The organism is Limnospira sp. (assembly GCF_051859755.1).
In the GTDB taxonomy this organism is placed as follows: Bacteria; Cyanobacteriota; Cyanobacteriia; order Cyanobacteriales; family Microcoleaceae; genus Limnospira; species Limnospira fusiformis.
Genome location: NZ_JBIMLI010000034.1, coordinates 1 through 19,443, shown reverse-complemented (window position 1 = coordinate 19,443; position 19,443 = coordinate 1). Strand labels below are relative to the sequence as shown.

Below are 19,443 nucleotides of genomic sequence, written 5' to 3'. Positions count from 1 at the left end.
AACTATGAGCTGGGTATGTTTGGGTTATGCTTATGCCAAGGGGTGGCTTGTTCATAAGCATGGGCGACTTCAAACAGACGACTTTCGCCGAGAACTTTGCCAATTAACTGCATTCCAATGGGGAGACCCTGACTGTCAAATCCACAGGGAACGCTGATCGCGGGTAAACCGGCTAAATTGACGGGAATTGTCATCAGGTCGGAAAGATACATACTCAGGGGGTCAGAGGTTTTTTCTCCGGCTTTAAAAGCGGTGGTGGGAGAGGTAGGACAAACTAGGACCTCTACTTGAGTAAAAGCGCGATCGAAATCTTGTTTAATCAGGGTGCGGACTTTTTGGGCTTTCAGATAATAGGCATCATAGTAACCAGCAGACAAAGTATAGGTTCCTACCATGATCCGACGTTTGACTTCCGCCCCAAAGCCTTCGGCGCGGGTTTTGGCGTACATCTCAATCAGGTTATCAGCATCAGGAGTGCGGAAACCATATTTAACCCCGTCATAGCGGGCGAGATTAGCGGAAGCCTCGCTGGGGGCGATAATATAGTAGGTGGGTAGACCATAGCGGAACCGAGGACAGGAGATGACCTGAATTTCTGCGCCTAGGCTTTGCAGGACATCGATCGCTTTAGTAACGGCTTGTTCTACTACGGGATCTAAGCCTTCCCCGAAGGTTTCTTTAATTACCCCAATTTTGATTTTGCTTCTGGGTTTGAGGGAGGGCTTTAAAAAATCGCTATAGTTGGGGATCTCTACGTTAAGACTGGTGGAGTCTTTGGGGTCGTAACCAGCGATCGCATTTAGCAAAATCGCCGCATCTTCGACCGTGCGACCAAAGGGGCCAATCTGATCCAACGAAGAAGCATAAGCTACCAACCCATAGCGGGATACTAGCCCATAGGTGGGTTTCATGCCTACAACTCCACAGAATGAGGCTGGTTGACGAATGGAACCCCCTGTATCCGAACCAAGGGCAACTACTGCCTGGTTGGCTGCTACGGCTGCTGCTGACCCGCCAGAGGACCCTCCGGGAACTCTGGTTATATCCCAAGGGTTAGCGGTGATTTGAAAGGCTGAGTTTTCGGTGGAACTTCCCATCGCAAACTCATCTAGGTTGGTTTTTCCGAGTATAACTGCTCCGGCTTCTATGAGTTTGGTGGTCACAGTGGACTCATAGGGAGGCACGAAGTTCGCGAGAATTTTCGAGCCACAGGTGGTGGTAATCCCTTCCGTACACATATTGTCTTTGACGGCTATGGGAATGCCTGCTAATAATCCGATTTCGTCTCCGGCTGCAATTTTAGCATCGACCTGTCGGGCTTGTTCTAAGGCTCGATCTGCGGTAATACACAGAAAACTTTTAAGTGTGGGTTCTAGTTTATTAATGCGATCGAGCGCTTCGGTGGTGATTTCCACAGCAGAGCGTTCTTTATTTACCAGTTGTTGGTGCAACTCGCAGATCGATGCCATGCGGTCTCCTCTGTTTTAGTTCTAATATTTGAGTTTAGCGAAAAATTGGTAACACTTTACTACCTGATCAGTGGCGATCGCTAAATTTTTGTTTGATCCGGAAATTTTGCCAAACTGACGATAGATCAAGCAGTGTTGTGGATGATGAGATGAGGAGGTATGCCACCAAAGGCTCATATTGAACCCCATTTATCGGTTGATGATCTCAAAAACCGTTACCGACAAGCTAGAGATACTACTGAGTCGCGTCGGTGGCATCTTCTTCATTTGGTTGGCAGCGGTTGGACGATCAAACAGGCGGCAGAGGTTGTGGGGTTAAATTACGACTACGCCAAAGAGATTATCCGACGTTATAACCACGAGGGCCCACCTTCGGTGAGAAACCGTAGTCGCGATCGCCAGCCCCCTGTGGCGCGATCGCTTTTGACTAAATCACAGCAAAAGGAACTCAAGCAGGCTTTGCAAGGTCCGGCTCCTGATGGGGGACCCTGGTCTGGCCCCAAGGTAGCCCAGTGGATTGCTGAACGCACTGGCCGCCAGCACGTTTGGCCCCAGCGGGGGTGGGACTATCTCAAACGATTAGGGATCAATTGGAAGCAACGGAACAATTCTGGTTCGGAATTTTGATCTATTCAGTTATCTGGTTCTAAGGACAATGAAACCAAAATATCTATTTAATTTAGCCACGGGAGGAGCGATGGCGATCGCTTCTTTCTTTGTTTCTAATGGCACAGCCGCTGAAGAAACCGAAATCACACAGTTTCCGCGCCATCGACATCAGCTATATCAGCCACATCAGCGATATAATACAGTAGTGGAACAAGAGTTTTTTTGTGGACGTAGTGATGATGATGTCCCTACTACTTTTGTCCGCAACTCGCGGGGTACTTTTCCCGTAATTCGTTGGGTTTCTTTGGTTTTTAATCAGGCTGGTTATGTGCCACAAACTCGCTGTCGCCAAGTTTCGGCTAAATTTCAGGAGTTCTATGAGCGCGGATTACTTAATTATGTGACTACAGGAACTGTTAATCGACAGCCAGTTATCTGTGTTTCTGATGCTAAGGATGGTCCCTGTTTGGGGGTTCTATTTACTCTCAAACCTAATCAAGATGCTCGCCGCACTATCCGACAGCTTTTTGCTCTACAAGCTAATGCTAATGCTGGTCCTTTGTCGGAAACTGATTCCCGTCTATATTTGGATTTCCAAGAATACCTAGATCAGCAAATTACTTTTAATTCTGATTAAATGCTGATCCTTCTGCCTCCTTAGTTGAGGGGTCCTGGGCGTGAGGAGGGGGCAGGAATAATTAATCATGGCAGTTTTTGATGAGGATTTATATGCTATTACTGCCTTTTTTAATTGCTAATTTTTCGGGAATTTGGCAGCATCATTTAGATTATTTTTTTCTACCTAATAAGTTACCCGCCATTACTTGCTCTACTAATCCGGTATGTGGCGAGGGTGAATGCCGACCTTGTAGCCCTCAAGAGTTGAAGGCGATCGCTGAATCAATTACAGTCAAAATTATTTCTGGGTCAGCTTGGGGGTCGGGAATTATCATTAAAAGAGAAGGTGATTTATATACGGTTTTGACTAATGATCATGTCATCAATACCGAGGAATCTCCCTATTTAATCCAAACTCCTGATGGTCAGATTTATCAAGCCGATTTACTCAAGAATTATTCCTTACAAGGACAAGATTTAGCCCTGATTCAGTTTCAGGGTAAACCTCAAAATTATGCGATCGCTTCTTTCCATCCTTCCGCTACTCTCTCACCCGGTGATAAAGTATTTGGGGCGGGTTTTCCATTTCCGATAGATGCCGATAATATTCAACCCATTAACTTTCACAATAATCATGGCAAACTGATAGACAAAAAACCATCATTAGATCATCTATTTAATCCCAAATCATCCCTCGCCAAATTCCCGGATAAAAAATACCCTCCCACCAGAAATAAAGGATTGAATTTAACCAGAGGGAGAGTCTCTTTAATTCCCGAAAAACCCTTTAAAAACGGTTATCAAATTGGCTATACTAATCCGATCCAAAAAGGCATGAGTGGCGGCCCCCTGTTAGACCGTTGGGGAAAGGTAGTCGGTATTAATGGAATGCACGCTTATCCCCTGTGGGGAGACCCCTATATTTATGATGATGGTGAACAGCCACCCCCAGATTTACGGGAACAAATGAGACATCTAGCTTTTGCCATTCCTAGCGATCGCTTGACTGAATTAGCACCGGAATTTTCCCCAACTACCCATTTATATATTACTGAAATTAATGCCATATTATGGCAATTTAACTATCCTGATTTTCCGTGGTTTTTACTGCCAGAAATTACCCAATAACTGGAGAAAATTACCCACATATCTTGTGGTAGCGTCAGACTCCGTAAAGAGTAAGGGCAAGCCGATTAGGGATTTGCTATAATTACTAACGACACATATAAGACATATCCAACATCTGACAAATGCTCAAACACCTGCGATATCTATGCTTATTTATGTTGGGGTTAGGACTATCACTGCTGATAGGTTGTGTTCCTCCGTCAATCAGTTTCAGCCTTAATTCCGAACCGGATACAGTGGCGATCGCCACAGATAGTGTGAGTTTGTCTCCACCGCTGAAATGTGAATTAAATAAAGATTGTTTAGTGATTTTATACACCGATCGCGATCCGAGTCCCCAAGCCGTAGATTTTGGCTGTGGTCGTCAAACCTATGATGGTCATAAAGGAACAGATTTTGCCATTCCCGATGAAAGAATGATGGCCAAAGGAGTCCCCGTATTTGCATCAGCCTCTGGTCAGGTATTAAGAGTCCGTGATGGAGTCGAAGATCGGCGAATTAGACATCCTGCGGAAAGGTCAAGGGTAGAGGGTCAAGAATGCGGTAATGGGGTAGTTATTGACCACGGAAAAGGTTGGGAAACTCAATATTGTCACCTGCGGCGGGGTAGTGTAGCGGTTAAATCAGGCGATCGCGTCAATACTGACACAGTGTTAGGAATGGTGGGAACATCCGGTTTAACCTCCTTTCCCCATGTTCACATCACCGTTACCCACCAAGGACAGGTAGTTGATCCTTTTGTCGGTCCGACCTCCTCACCCGGTTGTCAGATTAGCTTAGATCCGATTTGGAATCAACCCTCTGGGTATAATCCCACAGGTTTAATTAGGGCGGGATTTTCCACAGAACCCCCCGACATGGACCAACTTTGGGATGGGAAGCATTCAGAAACCGTCTTGTCCGCACAAATTCCCGCCCTATTATTCTGGGTACAAGCCTATGGTATTTTAGCGGGGGATGAGGTGAAATATCGGATGATTGACCCCAGAGGTAATGTGGTAGTTGACCATAATGACCGCATTCAATCTCCCAGTCTCACCTGGGTCGGCTATGTGGGACAAAGAAATTCTGGCGCTAGTCTACTTCCAGGAGTCTGGAAAGCTGAATACAGCCTTACCCGTGGCGATCGAGTTTTAATAAATGTGCAACGACAGGTTGAGTTAAATTTGACCTAACCAGAGTTAAACAGCCGATTAATGGGACAATGGTTATACTGTCGATCGCTGTCAGAGTCGCTCAAGACTCGATCAAGCATCGATTTTGCAGTAATGGAAATGTGTTTCAATGTTCAAACGAATTGCATCAATTATCCTAGTTGTTGTTAGTCTCACCCTGGGGGGATGTGTAGCCACCGGGGGAGGTCTAAAAAGTTTTGTGGACACAGCAGATGGCTATGAGTTTCTTTACCCTAACGGTTGGGTGGAGGTGAGGGTCTCTAATGGACCCGATGTGGTTTTTCACGATATGATCGACTCCACCGAAAATGTTAGTGTGGTGATTAGTTCTGTGACTAGGGGTGATAGTTTAGAGGAAATTGGCACTCCCACAGAGGTGGGATATACTCTCAGTAAAAATGCGATCGCCCCAGAAGGTTCGGGTCGGACAGCCGAGTTGGTGAATGCTGGGAAAAGAGAATCCACCAATAATACTTACTATTTACTGGAATATGCTGTGACTCTTCCTAATCAGCAAAAACGGCATGATTTCGCTAGTATTGCTATCAGTCGGGGTAAGTTGTTTACCTTGAATATATCCACCAGTGAACAGCGTTGGCAAAAAAGCAAAACTCTGTTAGAACAAGTGGTGCGATCGTTTACTGTTTATTAACGGAGATTCTGATATGGTGGACTCAGCTATCACTTTCGTCCTGGCTTCTGCTTCCCCAGCCAGACATAGACTCTTAAAAACTGTGGGAATTGAGCCAGTAGTAATTAACAGTGATTTTGATGAGTCTAGCATTCAGATTGATGATCCGACTGCATTGGTAGAACAACTCGCTAAAGCCAAAGCGGAAGCTGTGGGGAGACGGTTAAAAGACCATCCCCATAGCTATTTGGCAAACGGCAAAAATGCGCTAATTTTGGGCTGTGATTCGGTGTTGGTAATGGGGGGTGAAATTTACGGGAAACCTGCTGATAAACTAGAAGCGATCGCCCGTTGGCAAAATCTTAGTGGTAATGTCGGACAGCTTTATACTGGTCATGCTTTACTGGATTTGAATAAACCCAAACTTTTGGTTTTATCTCGCATAACTCATGTGCATTTTGCGACTGTTGATCAGGAGGAAATCCGGTCTTATGTGGAGACCGGAGAACCTTTGAACTGTGCGGGATGTTTTGCGATTGAAGGGAAAGGGGGGGCTTTTGTTGATAGGTTAGATGGCTGTCATACTAATGTGATTGGTCTGAGTTTACCTCTGCTGCGGTCAATGCTGCGCGAGTTGGGGTATGGCATTACTAATTTTTGGAATTAACCTAATAAACAGGCGATGGGGAATAGTATATATTCCAGAAAAAACAGTTTCCATAAGAGTTGGTAAAAATTGGCGATCGCTTGTTTTTCCCCTAGGTCTACACTGGTGCTTTGCCACCACATAAAACTCAGTAATATCAGATTAGTCATCACTAAAAATACTGGGTTTAAACTTTCATAAACTAGGAAAGCCGCCGCCATCATCCCTAAATAACAGATGGTGATTACTCCCCTAGCTAGATTAAATACGGCTACGGTTCCGAGGCGGATGGTAAAGGTGGTAATATGATATTGGCGATCGCCTTCAATATCGGGGATATCCTTAAAAATGGCAATAGCAAACGTAAACACCAAAATAAATAGGGTTAACACCCAAACCGTCGGGGGTATTACCGGAATTTGCCATAATTGGGGGGTTGATAACTGCTGGCTAAAATGACAAAACAGCCCCAGGTTGACAATCACCCCCCGGACTGTAAATATACATAATGCCGCCCAAACTGGAAATCTTTTTAAGCGTATGGGAGGGAGGGAATAGGCGGTGCCGAGAATTAAACTAATCCCAACAGTAGCTGCCAAAAAAGGCCCCCCAACCACGGCTAAAATAACCGCCAATATCCCTGTAGTGGCTACGATAATTTGACCCTGGCGGCGAGAATATACCCCAGACGCTAAAGGTAAATCGGGTTTATTAATTACGTCTATTTCGATATCTTCTAATTGATTAAGACCGACAATATAGATATTCCCACACAGACAGGCTATCCAACTAATCAGCAGGATGATTAAATTGGTGGGGACAAAAAGGGGATTTTCCCATGTAGTAGGATTAAGTTGATCACTAAATGCGATCGTAAACAACCCCAACACACTGAGACTGGTTCCGATAATGGTATGTGGTCGGGAAAACTTCCAGAAAGCATACAGCCAAGGCGCATTTTTCTGAACCGAGTTTCCAGTAACTTTTGGTAATGTAGTCGAGGAAGTCTGATTCATAATTGAGTTAAACTGATGGTCAATTAATCGTTAATATGCAATAGAGTTAATTGGTGAGATTTTCCATGGTATCCCACCCACAAAATCAGGTAATTGTGATAGTGTTTAGCAGCATCTTAATCACCTAGATGGATAGTATAGCATACCACCATAATTTTGAGGAGATTATTAATATTAATTAATTGGGCAGCGTGAACAGGCTGGGTTGAATAATAATTTCATCAATTCTATTTTGAGCCATTTTTTGATAGGTCTTGACCAGTTCGCAGCCAATAAACTTTCTGTCATGCTTAATAGCAACAACTCCGGTAGTACCTGAACCAGTAAATGGGTCTAAAACCAGATCTCCTTGACGAGTTGATGCCAGTAGACATATTTTAACTAAATCTTCTGGATAAACCGCAAAATGTGCATCCCTGAACTTACCGAGGGGTATTTCCCAAACAGTTCTCTTGTTTCTTCCTTTGGGGTGAAATGCTTGGTCCCATCGACCATCATGCAAATTCTGATTACCGGAGTTTTTGCCATTTTCTGGGGTGCTATTTCGTTTCCCAAAATGATTCCTACCGCCTCTCATTTTTGATTGTTCGGTAAATGTGATATGAGGTTCCCTAATGGCATCAGCATCATAATAATAATCAGTGTTTTTAGAAAACATGAAAATATATTCATGGTCAGTAGTTGGTCTATTTTTCACAGAGGATGGCATAGCATTTGGCTTTTTCCAAATAATATCACTGCGGAGAATCCAACCCCTATCTTTGAGAGCAAATGCCACCCGCCAAGGAACACCCTCAAGTTGTTTATTCCGATAAGTATCACCTAAATTCAGCCACAGCAAACCATTATTTTTTAGTTTGGGTTTTACCACTTCAAAGCAGGTGACCAGATTATTAATATAATCGGTTACATTTGCTTCTCTACCTATCTCGTTGGCACAGCCATCTTTTCCGGTGTAATTTCGATGCCCAAAATAGGGAGGGCTAGTAATTATGGCTTGGATAGAATTATCAGGAATAATTACAGATACAGTGCGGATATCCCCCAACAGAACTTTATTAATAATATGGATGAGATTATCCATTATCTAAAACACCTTGTATATACTTATTTAACTTAATTTGACTGGCTTCATCAAAACCACAAAAGAGGATTCAAATTAAAATGAAAAACCATGTCCATTTGATTGGTAATGGTTGTTATTTCTGATATTGACCAGTTATTGGCGATGATAACCACTATAATATAGCATGGACTTCCCGATGATTTTAAGTCCTGTACAGCACCCATAATATCCCGAGTAAATAAATGTGCATGACCTCCTTTTTCCATCGACTTATTAGGGGTGCTAACCTCTGCTGAGGTGCATCTCTAATCATCCAGGCAAAAAAGTAAAAGCAGGCTTTTGGGTGGGGGTAAACTCTGCCAATACCATCAAAGAGTAAAGGACGCTTTTCTTCCGGTTCTGCGTAGCAAGCATAAATAATAGATGCCATTTCATCTCGGGTGGCTGACATCATAATCTCGTTGAGTTCTTTATGAGAACCTGTTATCTTTTTGGCGTTTTTTTCTACCCATTGGTAGAAAGGCTTGGCTTGATCAGCAAGTTGGCAGAGTTCTACTAATCGGTAGTGTGTAATATCTACTTGGTGAACTATAATCTCCTTCATCTGATCAGTTTTAGATTCATTGTTTAAGCATTATTACCGAGTTAATGCTAGTAGTTAACTCTAGTCAAATGTCAAAAATTATCTCCAATTTTCCCAAGAACGGTTAAAAATGGAAGTGCGGGGAAATGCGATAGGATTACCATTTTCTTGGATGAACCATTGTAACTCATCTAGTAAAGGCGATCGCCTTGGTAAATCCGCCACTAATTGATAGGGAAAAACATCATTATCAAAAGCAAAAACCGCCGTCATTCCCGCCGCCGCACCCGAAGACCATTCAAAGGAATGCACCCGGTAAGCCGCCGCCGCAATATGGCTAGTAGCAATACTTTTACCCACCACTAATAAATTATCAATTTCCTGGGGAATCATAGCCCGGAGAGGAATTTGGAAGGGGTAAGCCTGTCCTTGTCCGAGACGTTCTCCCTCTCTTTCAGTATTTCCGGGAGTTTCGTGGGGGCTTAAAGTCATACATGGGTGAAAATCGATCGCATAATGTCCAATACCCACCGTATCAGGATAAATGGTAGATCTTCCTCTGCGGGAAGTCTGTTCAACAGTTTGATTTCTAGCGACTAAAGCTGGTAATTCCAACCCAGCCAAAGCCATCCATAACTCCCTAAATTCTGATTCCGAGAGATTTTCCCGGTAAAAATCCCCGGCAAAATCATTACGAGAAATATCAGTTTCCCAAATCATAAACCCTTGAGGTTGACCGAAGGAAGGGCGACCAATAATCCGTCGCGCCTCTCGCATATAGGGAAACTTAGAGAGTCCGTGGGCGGTTCCCATGGGCTGATCAAATCCTCTCAAAAATCGATGTAGTGGGTACTTATTTTTCACACCATCGCCCAATTGAGAATCAGTAGTCCCCTTGACTAACCAATAAAAGAAACCTTTGGCATTTTCTTCGCCATATTGCAAGGACTGCACCCGTAGTCCGCCCATCCAATTTCCGGGTTCTAGCTGCCCGCTGGCGGCTAGTTGTCGGGGAGTTAGGATTAAATTGTCCTGAGAGGTTCCCGGACGGTAATCATTGCCCCAAGTCCAGTTTTGCATGGAGATATCCCCTGGATAAATAGTCCACCTGCGTGGGTCGGGGTGAAAAGGTCCTTCTGGGTTTTCGCTGTGAATGCGACGGTAAGTAAACACTAGGGTAAAATTAGCTAATCGCTGCAATTCATAGCTGTAGTAGGGCGCATAGCGTTCGTAAAATGGTGGTTTTTCGATGGGTTCTGGCTCGGCGAGGGCTTTCATGGCGAAGGTATAGGTGAAACCCTGGGTGCAATAGGGGTCTCCGGTGACGCTGGAGGAGGTGGGTTCTAGGGGGTTGCGTGGGTCTATACCCAAGTTGTGGGGAATATTGGTCATTCCGATAATTTCCCCGGTTTCTGTGGCTTCTACCACGTACCAGTTAGCGGTTTGTTTATCTGTATTGGCGGGGAGAAATTCGATAATGGTTTTCGTGAGGCGGGGTGAGTCTTCCCAACTGTAAGCATCTTCAATAATTTGGGATAGGGGTTCGCTATTTAGGGGGGGTGTACCGGGGGCGGCTTGATGTTGAATGGCGATCGCACTGAGAATTTGTCTATCTGCTATTTCTACATATTTGGGAACAGTATTAGGAAACCATTTTAAAGTACCTTTACCCTGTTTTGCCGCATCTTGTAGCATTGATAATAAAATGGCGTGACCGTCATAAGGTCGGAAACAAGACTCGCTTACCCAACAAGCACCAGGGTTCAAAATCCCATATTTTTCTTTGATGCGATCGCGCAATTCTAGGTATCCTCGCGGGAAAAATAATAGCGATCGTTGTGTGGCGCGTTCATCCAAAGCCGAGGTTCCCTGGGAGGAAATTTGACCCCCTACCCAGTCAGTAATATCCGTTAAGCAAACTGTCCGACCTGCTAATAATGCCTCATAGGCTGTGGCTGCGCCTGCTAGTCCGCCACCAAACACTAAAATATCACAAGTTTCTTGAGTATCTGTAGTCCTGGGTAAACTCGCCTCCGCTACTTGCTGACTGAACACCGAAGCCACTAGACCCAAGGCAATTTTTACATAAAACGCAGTTTTAATAATCTTCATAATATGTTACCATATAAAACCTGATCATTGCGCGTGAGTGCGTCAATTGGTAGGATACCTCAGACGGATAAATTGACAATTTCAACCATTATATATTCCCTTGACCAAAATTGGTAAGATGCGTCAGAGAGAGCCATGATAACTTTCACCTGAGATGTTCAGGTCTGACGCACTTATGGTTGGGGTTTAGGGTTGGTGGGGTAGCCAGTCGCCTATGCTATCTTTCATGGCAGCTACCACTAATTGAGAAATATAGGGTAAAATCTCCGGGTTTTTACTTTGGGATTTACCCTCGGTAAAAACTACTAATAAATACGGTAGTAAATCGGGAATTTCAATATAAGCTGCATCATGTCTAACTTGAGAAGTCCAGCCCGCCTTTGACCATAACTTAGCATTCTCAGGTAGTCCCTCCCCTAAAAATTCCTTAACCTGATTTTCGGGGTCTTCTGCTAAGGCTGCTGGCTCAAGATTTCTGTGCATCAATTGCATCATTGTTTGAGAGGCTTCCGAAGATGCTGCTACACCTCCGACAATGCTATGTATTAGCCTGGCTGTGGCATTAGTTGTCAGCATATTACGGTTTTCCATCAGTTCCCCTAAAAAGGCTCTTTCCCTACCATAGGCACCATCACACCAGGTTTTTTGATTGACATTAATTGATTCAAGTTCCGGCCAATTCAGGGATTGAAAATAGCGATTAATGATATTTCGTTGATATTTCCAAGTCTCGAAGGGACCGGGTGATAATTCGGGACCGCTGGTGGTTCCAGTTAATACATCCACTACTAAACTGGTAGCATCATTGCTAGAATGTGCAATCATATCTTTAATGGCACGTTCTAACTCGGGAGAGATTTGCAACATACCCTTTTCCACCCACTCGTAAACAGCCACCAAGTAGAATAGTTTAACTACACTGGCTGGATAAATGCGTTCAATTCCCCGATATGCAAACCCCCTAACAGGATATTTCCAAAATTCTTCGGGAGTAAGTGCGCCTCCGGTATTCACAGAAACTGGCGGGTCATAAATTACCCAGGTCATGGCTATTTGATTGGCGCTTAGTCCTGGAAATTTACTCCGGGTTGCCTCTATAATGCTTGTGCCAAGAGTTTGTATCTTTGGGTCTGGATGGAAAAATGCCATAACAGGAAATTAGTTTTCAATATTGGTGACAAATATGGTCGTTGATGGATTATCGGATATTTTGGGGAAGGTGGCGACAGTTGTTGGCACTGATGCTACAGTGTCACTAAAGCTACTCCCAGTTGAGTATAAATGCAAAGGTGATCTGAATATTTATGATTCTCCTGAGTGTAGCACTCTGGCAACTCAGGCGGCTACTGGACGACACCTGCGCCTGTTTGAGGTTAACACGGCTGAGAATATTTCAGCTATACCTGTGCAATTGTGGGAGGATGATTACCCGGGTTGGTTGGCTGCGGGGGATGTTGAACATTTGCTAAAGCCTCCATCACCATTACCCCGTACAATTATATCATCCGAAACGATTAATCAGGCAATAAATAAGGCGATCGCATTTTGTCACCAAGCTGCAAAAATTGGTAATACTTACCTATGGGGAGGGACGGTCGGACCTAATTATGATTGTTCCGGTTTGATACAAGCTGCTTTTTCTCAACAGGGTATTTGGCTACCCAGAGACGCTTATCAACAACAGGCGTTTGTTCAACCTATACCACCAGTTATCTGGGAAATGCAGCCAGGGGATTTAGTTTTTTTTGGTACAACATCTAAAACTACTCATGTCGGTCTTTATTTGGGTGATGGTCAATATATACATAGTTCCGGCCCGGAACATGGTAACAATGGCATTGGTTATGATGAGTTGTGGCACCACGCAAATAATCCGGTTAGTCAATATTATGCCGAACATTTTATCGGCGTGGGTCGGGTAGTTTCTAGCTATCCTTTTGATGCTTTTGGTAGGTTTCATAGACAGAGGGTTAAGTTTTGAAATCCTATATATCTCGGTGTAAACCTTGGTTACGCTGGCTGGTTTTGGGCATGACTTTATTTTTCCTGGCTACGGCTATTAAAAACCACTGGCGAGAGGTGGCATCACTGCAAATTACTGGCAAAAGTTGGGGATGTTTAGCCATGGCTTTGGCAGTCACTTTTCTGGCTCATTTATGGTCTGCCTGGGTCTGGTTATTGATTTTAAGGGAGTTTCAATCTGTGGGTGATGCGGGGATTAATTATCGCCGGGGACTACAGATTTATTTGAAAACTAATATTGCTAAGTATATTCCTGGTAATATTTGGCATTTTTATGGGCGTATTATAGCTGTTAAAAATGCGGATATAGCTTTAGGTATAGCAACTTTAAGTGTTTTACTAGAGCCGTTATTGATGGCGGCAGCGGCTTTATTGATAGCTTTGATAACTATCAATACTGCTCATTTATGGTTGCAAATTTTATGTCTAATTGTGGTTTTAGGTGCTGTTCATCCGGGGATTTTAAATCCGGTTTTGGGGTGGTTAGGAAGAGTTAAATTAAGGTCGAATAATTTGGCGAATACAGAGGAAAAACCATCTACACCTATACAACTACAACGCTATCCGATTAAGCCTTTGTTAGGAGAGTTGGGATTTGTGGGTTTACGGGGCATTGGGTTTATGATAACTCTGGTGGCTATGGGGTATTTTAATTGGCTGGAAGTGCCGAGGGTTTTTGGTGCTTTTAGTTTAGCCTGGTTATTAGGGTTGGTGGTTCCGGGCGCTCCGGGAGGTTTGGGAGTGTTTGAAGCTACAGCTTTGGGATTATTAGAAAGCTCGATCGCCCCCGGTATTTTATTGGGGACGATCGCTTTTTATCGGGTAGTTAGTATTACGGCAGAAACGGCGGCTGCGGCTTGGGCGGCTGGAGATGAAAAAAGTAGAAACTCAAGGTAAATTGCTCTGGTTGTGGGTTAATTATCAATGCTGATGGTAATCTAACCATAAATATTATATAATCTGGTCAGCTCAACTTTAGTCTAGTTTGTGTCTTGATTAGATCAAAACATATTCCCCAGTGAAATTTTCTTGAGATCAGCTATGCAACCAGAAGTCAAATCAGCGATAATTCGAGATCCTTTGGTAGTATCAGGTGATTTAACCGTCATGGAAGCGATCGCCTGTATGAGTGGTGTCCGCCTTCAGTGCCAGATGACTGATAATATATCAATATCCGAGTCAGAACCAGACCTATACAGCCACTTAACTTGTGTAATAGTGTTGCAAGACCTAATGGTGGTTGGCATCCTGACACAGCGCGATATTGTGGGTCTAGCCGCCCAACAGCAAAATCTGGAAGAGTTGCTAATTCAGGAAGTAATGACTCCCTCTGTAATTACTGTACGGGAATCAGAACTTACTGACTCACTGACTACAATTAACTTACTACAAAAGCACCGCATTCGACATTTACCTATAGTTGATGATAGCGATCGCTTAGTGGGACTGGTGACCCATGAGAGTCTGCGAAAATTGATGCGCCCCATTGACTTATTACGGTTGCGGTTAGTCTCGGAAGTGATGACCCGCAATGTTGTATCTGCTAACTGTGATCAGACCATGTTAGAAATAGCCCGGTTAATGTCGGAAAGACGGGTGAGTTGTGTGGTAATTGTGGAAACTCAGGGTCATGGTGATCATGCTATGCCAATTCCCGTAGGAATTTTGACCGAGAGAGATTTAGTGCAGTTTCAATCCTTGAGTTTAAACTGGGAAAATATCCGGGCTGAAAATATGATGAGTTCCCCGTTATTTACCATTAAACCACAGGAGAATTTATGGGAAGTTCACCAACTAATGGAACAGCGCCGCCTGGGGCGGGTGATAGTCACGGGGTCAAGGGGTGAACTATTAGGAATAGTCACCCAAAGCAGTTTGCTGCAATGTTTGAATCCGTTGGAACTCTACAAATTGGCGGAGTTGCTCGAGGAAAAGGTATCGCGGCTAGAATCGGAAAAATTCAAACTCTTAGAAAATCGGGCGGCTGAATTAGAAGCACAGGTTAAACAGCGTACTGCTGAATTAAGCAAGCGGGCTGAAGGCGAAAAGTTAATATCAGAATTAGCGACGAAAATTCGCTCATCCCTAGATTTACAGACCATTTTGGATACGACTGTTGACCAAGTGCGACAGGTGCTAAAATGCGATCGCGTTAATATTTGGCAGTTTGGCGATAATTGGGAAACGGTAGTTGTCGCAGAGTCTACTAATTCGCCTTTTTCTTTGATGGGAGAACGCATCGCAGATACCTGTTTTCAGGAAAACCAAGCGGAGATTTATCGCCTAGGAAAGACTAGGGTAGTGTCGGATATTTATACCACAGAAATGACGGACTGCCATAGAGAGATGCTGATCCGCCTTCATACCCGCGCTAAAATTTTACTACCTCTGCTGTGTGGTGATCAACTTTGGGGTCTGCTTAATGTTACTGAAAGTGAACATCCACGCCAATGGAAAACAGAAGAAGTGGAACTACTACAAGCGTTAGCTGTACAATTAGCGATCGCCCTTAAACAAGCTACCATCCATCAACAATTACAGGTAGAATTACAGCAAAAAAACCGGGTAGCAGCAGAATTAACAGCTACGGAAACTAAACTGCGGAAAGCCCAAAAAATTGCCGGACTTGGCACTTGGCATTTCAATCATAAAACCCAGACATTATCATGGTCTGAGGAGGTGTTTGCTTTCTTTGAAATTGAACCGGAAAACTTTAGCTATACCCACCAGGAATTTATCAGCCTTGTACATCCTCAAGATCGCGATTTAGTCAATGATATGTATAACCAACATCTATGCGATCGCCAGTCTTATAGTGTGAGTTACCGGATTTTACTCAATGATGGTAGGATTAAGTATGCACAAGAATATTGCCAGACTATTTATGATGATAATAATCAGCCCATTATCTCTGATGGAACTATCCAAGATATCACCCTACAAAAAGAATTAGAACAGGAACATATCCGCGCCGAAGCTATGCGACAACAGGCTGAATCTATTAGCCGGGAAGTGAAACTATTAGATAATATTTTAGATATCATCCTAGCGGGATATTGGGATTGGGATATTCCTGGTAATAAAGAATACATGAGTCCCGGCTTTAAGCGTATGTTTGGCTATGAGGATCACGAACTCCCTAACGTCCCCGAAAGTTGGCAAAAACTGATTTTTCCCGAAGATTTACCGCGAGTATTCGATATGTTTGAAAAACATATAAAAAGTCGTGGTAAAATCCCCTTCTACAACGAAGTTCGATATCGCCACAAGAATGGTTCCACGGTTTGGGTGGTGTGTTCTGGACAGGTGATTGAGTGGGACGACGATGGTAATCCGAAGAGGATGGTAGGCTGTCATATTGATATTAGCGATCGCAAAAACTCGGAAATTGCACTTGCAGAAAGCGAGGCGCGTTATCGCAGCATTATTGAAACTACCCTAGAGGGGGTGTGGATAATTGATGGGGACGCTAAAACTACCTTTGTGAATCAGCGAATGGCAGATATGCTGGGTTATACTCCATCGGAAATGCTAGGTATGGGGTTAATGGACTTCTTGAACTCTGAAGACCAACTTGAAGCCCTCAACTACCTGGAAAGGAGAAAGCAAGGTATTCAGGAACAGCATACCTGTCAATTTCAACGCCGAGATGGGACGGCTTTGTGGGCGATCGTTTCTACTACGCATCAGTTAGATAACCAGGGTAACTTTGTGGGGGCTATTAGCTTATTAACTGATATTAGTCAACTGGTGAGTATTCAAGAAGCCTTAAAAACTTCGGAAATGCAGCTTAGTGGGATTCTGAATAGTTCCGAATATGGGATTATGGCGTTTCGTTCGGTTCGGAATGAACAGGGTAAGATTATTGATTTTGAATGGTTATTGGTGAATCCTAGCGCTGGTAAAGTAGTCGGTAAATCAGCAGATGAGTTAATTGGGAAAAGGTTACTGGAGGAATTGCCAGAGTATCAAGAAAGTGGCTTATTTGAACACTATGTGGAAGTGGTAGAATCGGAAAAATCCGTGAAAAAAGAGTTTTATTATAACCAGTATGGCATTGACTTTTGGTTTGAAAATATTTCGGTCAAATTAGGGGATGGTTTCGCGGTTACTTTCCGTGATATCACCGGAATTAAACAATCGGAAAAAGCCCTAAGTCTAGCAAACGAACAATTGAATAATCGGATCAATGAACTAGATCAACGCCATGCAGAAATGTTGCTTTTGAGTGAAATTAGCGACTTTATGCAGGCGGCTTTGACTGTACAAGAAGCCTGTGAAGCGATTAGCTATTTGCTAGAACCCCTTTTCCCAGAATGTGCTGGCGGAATTTTTTTGATGGCGGCTTCCCGGGACTCGCTGGAAATGATTTCTTCTTGGGGAAAAGAATGCACCTCAGTCTCGGTTTTTGTGCCGAAAGATTGTTGGGCTTTGCGCCGGGGAAGGGTACATTTATGTAATCATGAAAAAGGGGGTATTTCTTGCCGACATATTCAGGTAAGTTCTACCCTATCTTGCACATTGTGTGTTCCGATGATGGCTCAGGGAGAGACTTTGGGTTTGTTTTATCTAAGTACAGATTCGGCGACGGCTTTATCTGAGGGTAAACAGCAGCTTGCTCATACGGTGGCGGAACAGATAGGGATGGCGATCGCCAATTTAAACCTCCGCGCCACTCTGGAACATCAGAGCATCCGTGACCCTCTCACCGGACTTTTTAATCGTCGCTATTTAGAGGAATATTTGAGTCAGGAAATAGCCCGCGCCCAACGGCAAAAGCACCCCATTGGGGTCATCATGATGGATATAGACAATTTTAAGCATTTTAATGATACATTCGGTCATGATGCGGGGGATTATGTATTACAAAAAGTGGGAGAACTGCTGAAACAGAAGGTGCGAGAATATGATGTTGCTTGTCGCTATGGGGGTGAAGAAATGACCCTAATTTTGCCGGGGTCTTCCCTAGAAAATACTTCCATGAGGGCTGAACAAATTAGAGAGGCGATCGCCTCCCTTGTAGTAGCCAGTGGTGGTCAACATTTAGGCAGTATCACCGCCTCCTTCGGTGTGGCAGCCTTTCCCAAGCATGGTAGTATAGGTATAGACCTAATCCAGGCGGCTGATGCTGCTCTCTACCGCGCCAAAGCAGACGGACGCAACCGGGTTGTGATTATTCCATAATCATGAGAAACTTACGGCAACCCGCCCCTAAATTATGCTTTAGCGATCGCCGGTTTCCCACAAAGTACGCGCGTAACATTCGCCCCGCGGCTTCCAGTTCATCGTACAGGCGCAGGCTTAGTAAAATAGCCTCTCGCGCCTAATTGATAAGCCATCTGGCGGTGTCTGTCAGCCCCCCCCTAGAAGTTAACATAGCAATAGGTAGACCTTCGAGTTGTGGGTCTTTCTGCATTCCGGAGAGAAGTTCCAAGCCGTCCATACGAGGCATTTCAATATCACAGAAAAAGTTGGCTGGTTTTTTGCGCGGCGTATCTCAGCACCCGCCCCTACAGGGTGGGCGGTTTGTTGTTGGGTTGTTGTTTCCCCTGTTTGAGAACAGTCAGCCAATCTTTGGATTAAGCGATGGCTTTCCCTTCATGGGGTGGAAAGGTAAGGCTATACGTCTTGCTGCCTCGTATCGGACGATTCGGGTATGAAATAAGGCTGAGATGCCTGAAATAACCACCCTGTGGGGAATCCAGCCCCGAGTCTGGATATAAGAGGCTCGTCTCTGACCATCCCCATAACTGTTTATATGTCCCGACGTTTGGAACTCAACCTCTCCAAACAAGGCAGGGAACTCAAGGTCATAAAACAAACTGTTTTGATTGGGAAGTTATGACCCCATGATAACAATGAGTAGAGAGTGCGAAATGTTTAGGAGACCAAATAAGGCTGTTATGCCTGAAATCACCTCCTAGTGGGGAAGCCAGCCCCGAGTCTGGATAAGAGGTCGGAGCCTCGAACCATTCCCCATAACTGTTTATATAGCACAAGACAGAAAAGTTAGGACGTATAATGGCAAGGATATCTACAGAAGACCCAAAATGCCAGCCCCCTACAGTTACGACCTTAGACAAAAAGTTATTAATGCAATTGAACTAGACGGTATACCCAAAACCGAAGCCAGTCAAGTTTTCCATGTCAGCAGGAACACTATCAATCTCTGGCTGCAAAGAAAAGAACACACCGGCGACTTCCTCCCTAAACCTAATCGCCCACCTGGTCATAGCCACCAAATTACCGACTGGCACAAATTCAAGGCTTTTGCCCAAGAGCATGGCGATCAAACCTCCGCTCAGATGGCTGAACTTTGGGATGACGACATCTCTCCTCGCACCATATCCAGAGCCTTGAAGAAAATT

Annotated in this window: 16 protein-coding genes and 1 pseudogene; 10 read left to right on the top strand and 7 right to left on the bottom strand. The window is 44.2% G+C overall.

What is annotated here, in order from left to right:
* Window positions 1-2 precede the first annotated feature (2 nt).
* The gene (gene gatA, locus ACTIE0_RS08505) at window positions 3-1,469 is read right to left on the bottom strand and encodes an Asp-tRNA(Asn)/Glu-tRNA(Gln) amidotransferase subunit GatA (RefSeq protein ID WP_006621483.1); all 1,467 of its coding nucleotides are present in this window, start codon (window positions 1,467-1,469) and stop codon (window positions 3-5) included.
* 159 nt (window positions 1,470-1,628) lie between these two features.
* Here gatA and ACTIE0_RS08500 point away from each other — a divergent pair, with 159 nt between their 5' ends.
* The 6 genes from ACTIE0_RS08500 to ACTIE0_RS08475 all read left to right on the top strand — a co-directional run bounded on the left by ACTIE0_RS08500 (window position 1,629) and on the right by ACTIE0_RS08475 (window position 6,297).
* Window positions 1,629-2,096: a helix-turn-helix domain-containing protein gene (locus ACTIE0_RS08500; protein ID WP_006621481.1), complete on the top strand. Its 468-nt coding sequence runs from the start codon at window positions 1,629-1,631 to the stop codon at window positions 2,094-2,096.
* 28 nt (window positions 2,097-2,124) lie between these two features.
* On the top strand, window positions 2,125-2,715 hold the full coding sequence (locus ACTIE0_RS08495; protein WP_006621480.1) for a COP23 domain-containing protein: 591 nt from the start codon (window positions 2,125-2,127) through the stop codon (window positions 2,713-2,715).
* 92 nt (window positions 2,716-2,807) lie between these two features.
* Entirely contained in the window at window positions 2,808-3,824 is a 1,017-nt protein-coding gene (locus tag ACTIE0_RS08490) for a S1 family peptidase (protein WP_006669127.1), read from the top strand.
* Window positions 3,825-3,946: 122 nt separating this feature from the next.
* Window positions 3,947-4,999, top strand: coding sequence for a M23 family metallopeptidase (locus tag ACTIE0_RS08485; protein ID WP_006621478.1), 1,053 nt, complete (start codon window positions 3,947-3,949; stop codon window positions 4,997-4,999).
* A 109-nt stretch (window positions 5,000-5,108) separates the two neighbouring features.
* Window positions 5,109-5,651 carry a photosystem II reaction center PsbP gene (psbP, locus tag ACTIE0_RS08480; RefSeq protein ID WP_006621477.1) on the top strand — a complete coding sequence of 181 codons (543 nt, stop codon included), beginning with the start codon at window positions 5,109-5,111 and terminating at the stop codon, window positions 5,649-5,651.
* 13 nt (window positions 5,652-5,664) lie between these two features.
* Window positions 5,665-6,297 (top strand): Maf family protein, encoded by a 633-nt coding sequence (locus ACTIE0_RS08475; protein ID WP_006669126.1) that lies wholly within the window; start codon window positions 5,665-5,667, stop codon window positions 6,295-6,297.
* Here the strand turns inward: ACTIE0_RS08475 and ACTIE0_RS08470 are convergent.
* The 5 genes from ACTIE0_RS08470 to ACTIE0_RS08450 form a co-directional block, all read right to left on the bottom strand.
* A complete protein-coding gene (locus ACTIE0_RS08470) occupies window positions 6,294-7,292 on the bottom strand; it encodes a homogentisate phytyltransferase (protein ID WP_006621475.1) in 999 nt (332 codons plus the stop codon). The genes ACTIE0_RS08475 and ACTIE0_RS08470 overlap by 4 nt on opposite strands.
* A 178-nt stretch (window positions 7,293-7,470) precedes the next feature.
* Window positions 7,471-8,376 carry a DNA-methyltransferase gene (locus tag ACTIE0_RS08465; protein ID WP_006621474.1) on the bottom strand — a complete coding sequence of 302 codons (906 nt, stop codon included), beginning with the start codon at window positions 8,374-8,376 and terminating at the stop codon, window positions 7,471-7,473.
* A gap of 184 nt (window positions 8,377-8,560) precedes the next feature.
* The gene (locus tag ACTIE0_RS08460) at window positions 8,561-8,962 is read right to left on the bottom strand and encodes a hypothetical protein (protein WP_006621473.1); all 402 of its coding nucleotides are present in this window, start codon (window positions 8,960-8,962) and stop codon (window positions 8,561-8,563) included.
* 78 nt (window positions 8,963-9,040) lie between these two features.
* Window positions 9,041-11,053, bottom strand: a complete 2,013-nt coding sequence (locus ACTIE0_RS08455) for an FAD-dependent oxidoreductase (protein WP_006669125.1) — start codon at window positions 11,051-11,053, stop codon at window positions 9,041-9,043.
* 186 nt (window positions 11,054-11,239) lie between these two features.
* On the bottom strand, window positions 11,240-12,202 hold the full coding sequence (locus ACTIE0_RS08450; protein WP_006621471.1) for a serine hydrolase: 963 nt from the start codon (window positions 12,200-12,202) through the stop codon (window positions 11,240-11,242).
* Between the two features lie 34 nt (window positions 12,203-12,236).
* On the opposite strand from ACTIE0_RS08450, the gene ACTIE0_RS08445 reads away from it, so the two are divergent.
* From ACTIE0_RS08445 to ACTIE0_RS08435, 3 genes are all read left to right on the top strand, one after another.
* Complete coding sequence (locus ACTIE0_RS08445; protein WP_006621470.1) at window positions 12,237-13,034, top strand: C40 family peptidase; 798 nt, start codon at window positions 12,237-12,239, stop codon at window positions 13,032-13,034.
* Complete coding sequence (locus tag ACTIE0_RS08440; RefSeq protein WP_071533527.1) at window positions 13,031-13,972, top strand: putative bifunctional lysylphosphatidylglycerol flippase/synthetase; 942 nt, start codon at window positions 13,031-13,033, stop codon at window positions 13,970-13,972. Before ACTIE0_RS08445 ends, ACTIE0_RS08440 begins: the two co-directional genes overlap by 4 nt.
* Before the next feature lie 144 nt (window positions 13,973-14,116).
* Window positions 14,117-18,259 (top strand): diguanylate cyclase, encoded by a 4,143-nt coding sequence (locus tag ACTIE0_RS08435; RefSeq protein WP_006669124.1) that lies wholly within the window; start codon window positions 14,117-14,119, stop codon window positions 18,257-18,259.
* Here the strand turns inward: ACTIE0_RS08435 and ACTIE0_RS08430 are convergent.
* A pseudogene (locus ACTIE0_RS08430) lies at window positions 18,249-18,542 on the bottom strand (response regulator); the annotation flags it as partial. The gene ACTIE0_RS08435 and the pseudogene ACTIE0_RS08430 overlap by 11 nt on opposite strands.
* 583 nt (window positions 18,543-19,125) lie before the next feature.
* On the opposite strand from ACTIE0_RS08430, the gene ACTIE0_RS08425 reads away from it, so the two are divergent.
* On the top strand, window positions 19,126-19,443 hold a 318-nt coding region (locus ACTIE0_RS08425), incomplete at its 3' end, for an IS630 transposase-related protein (RefSeq protein WP_439516879.1).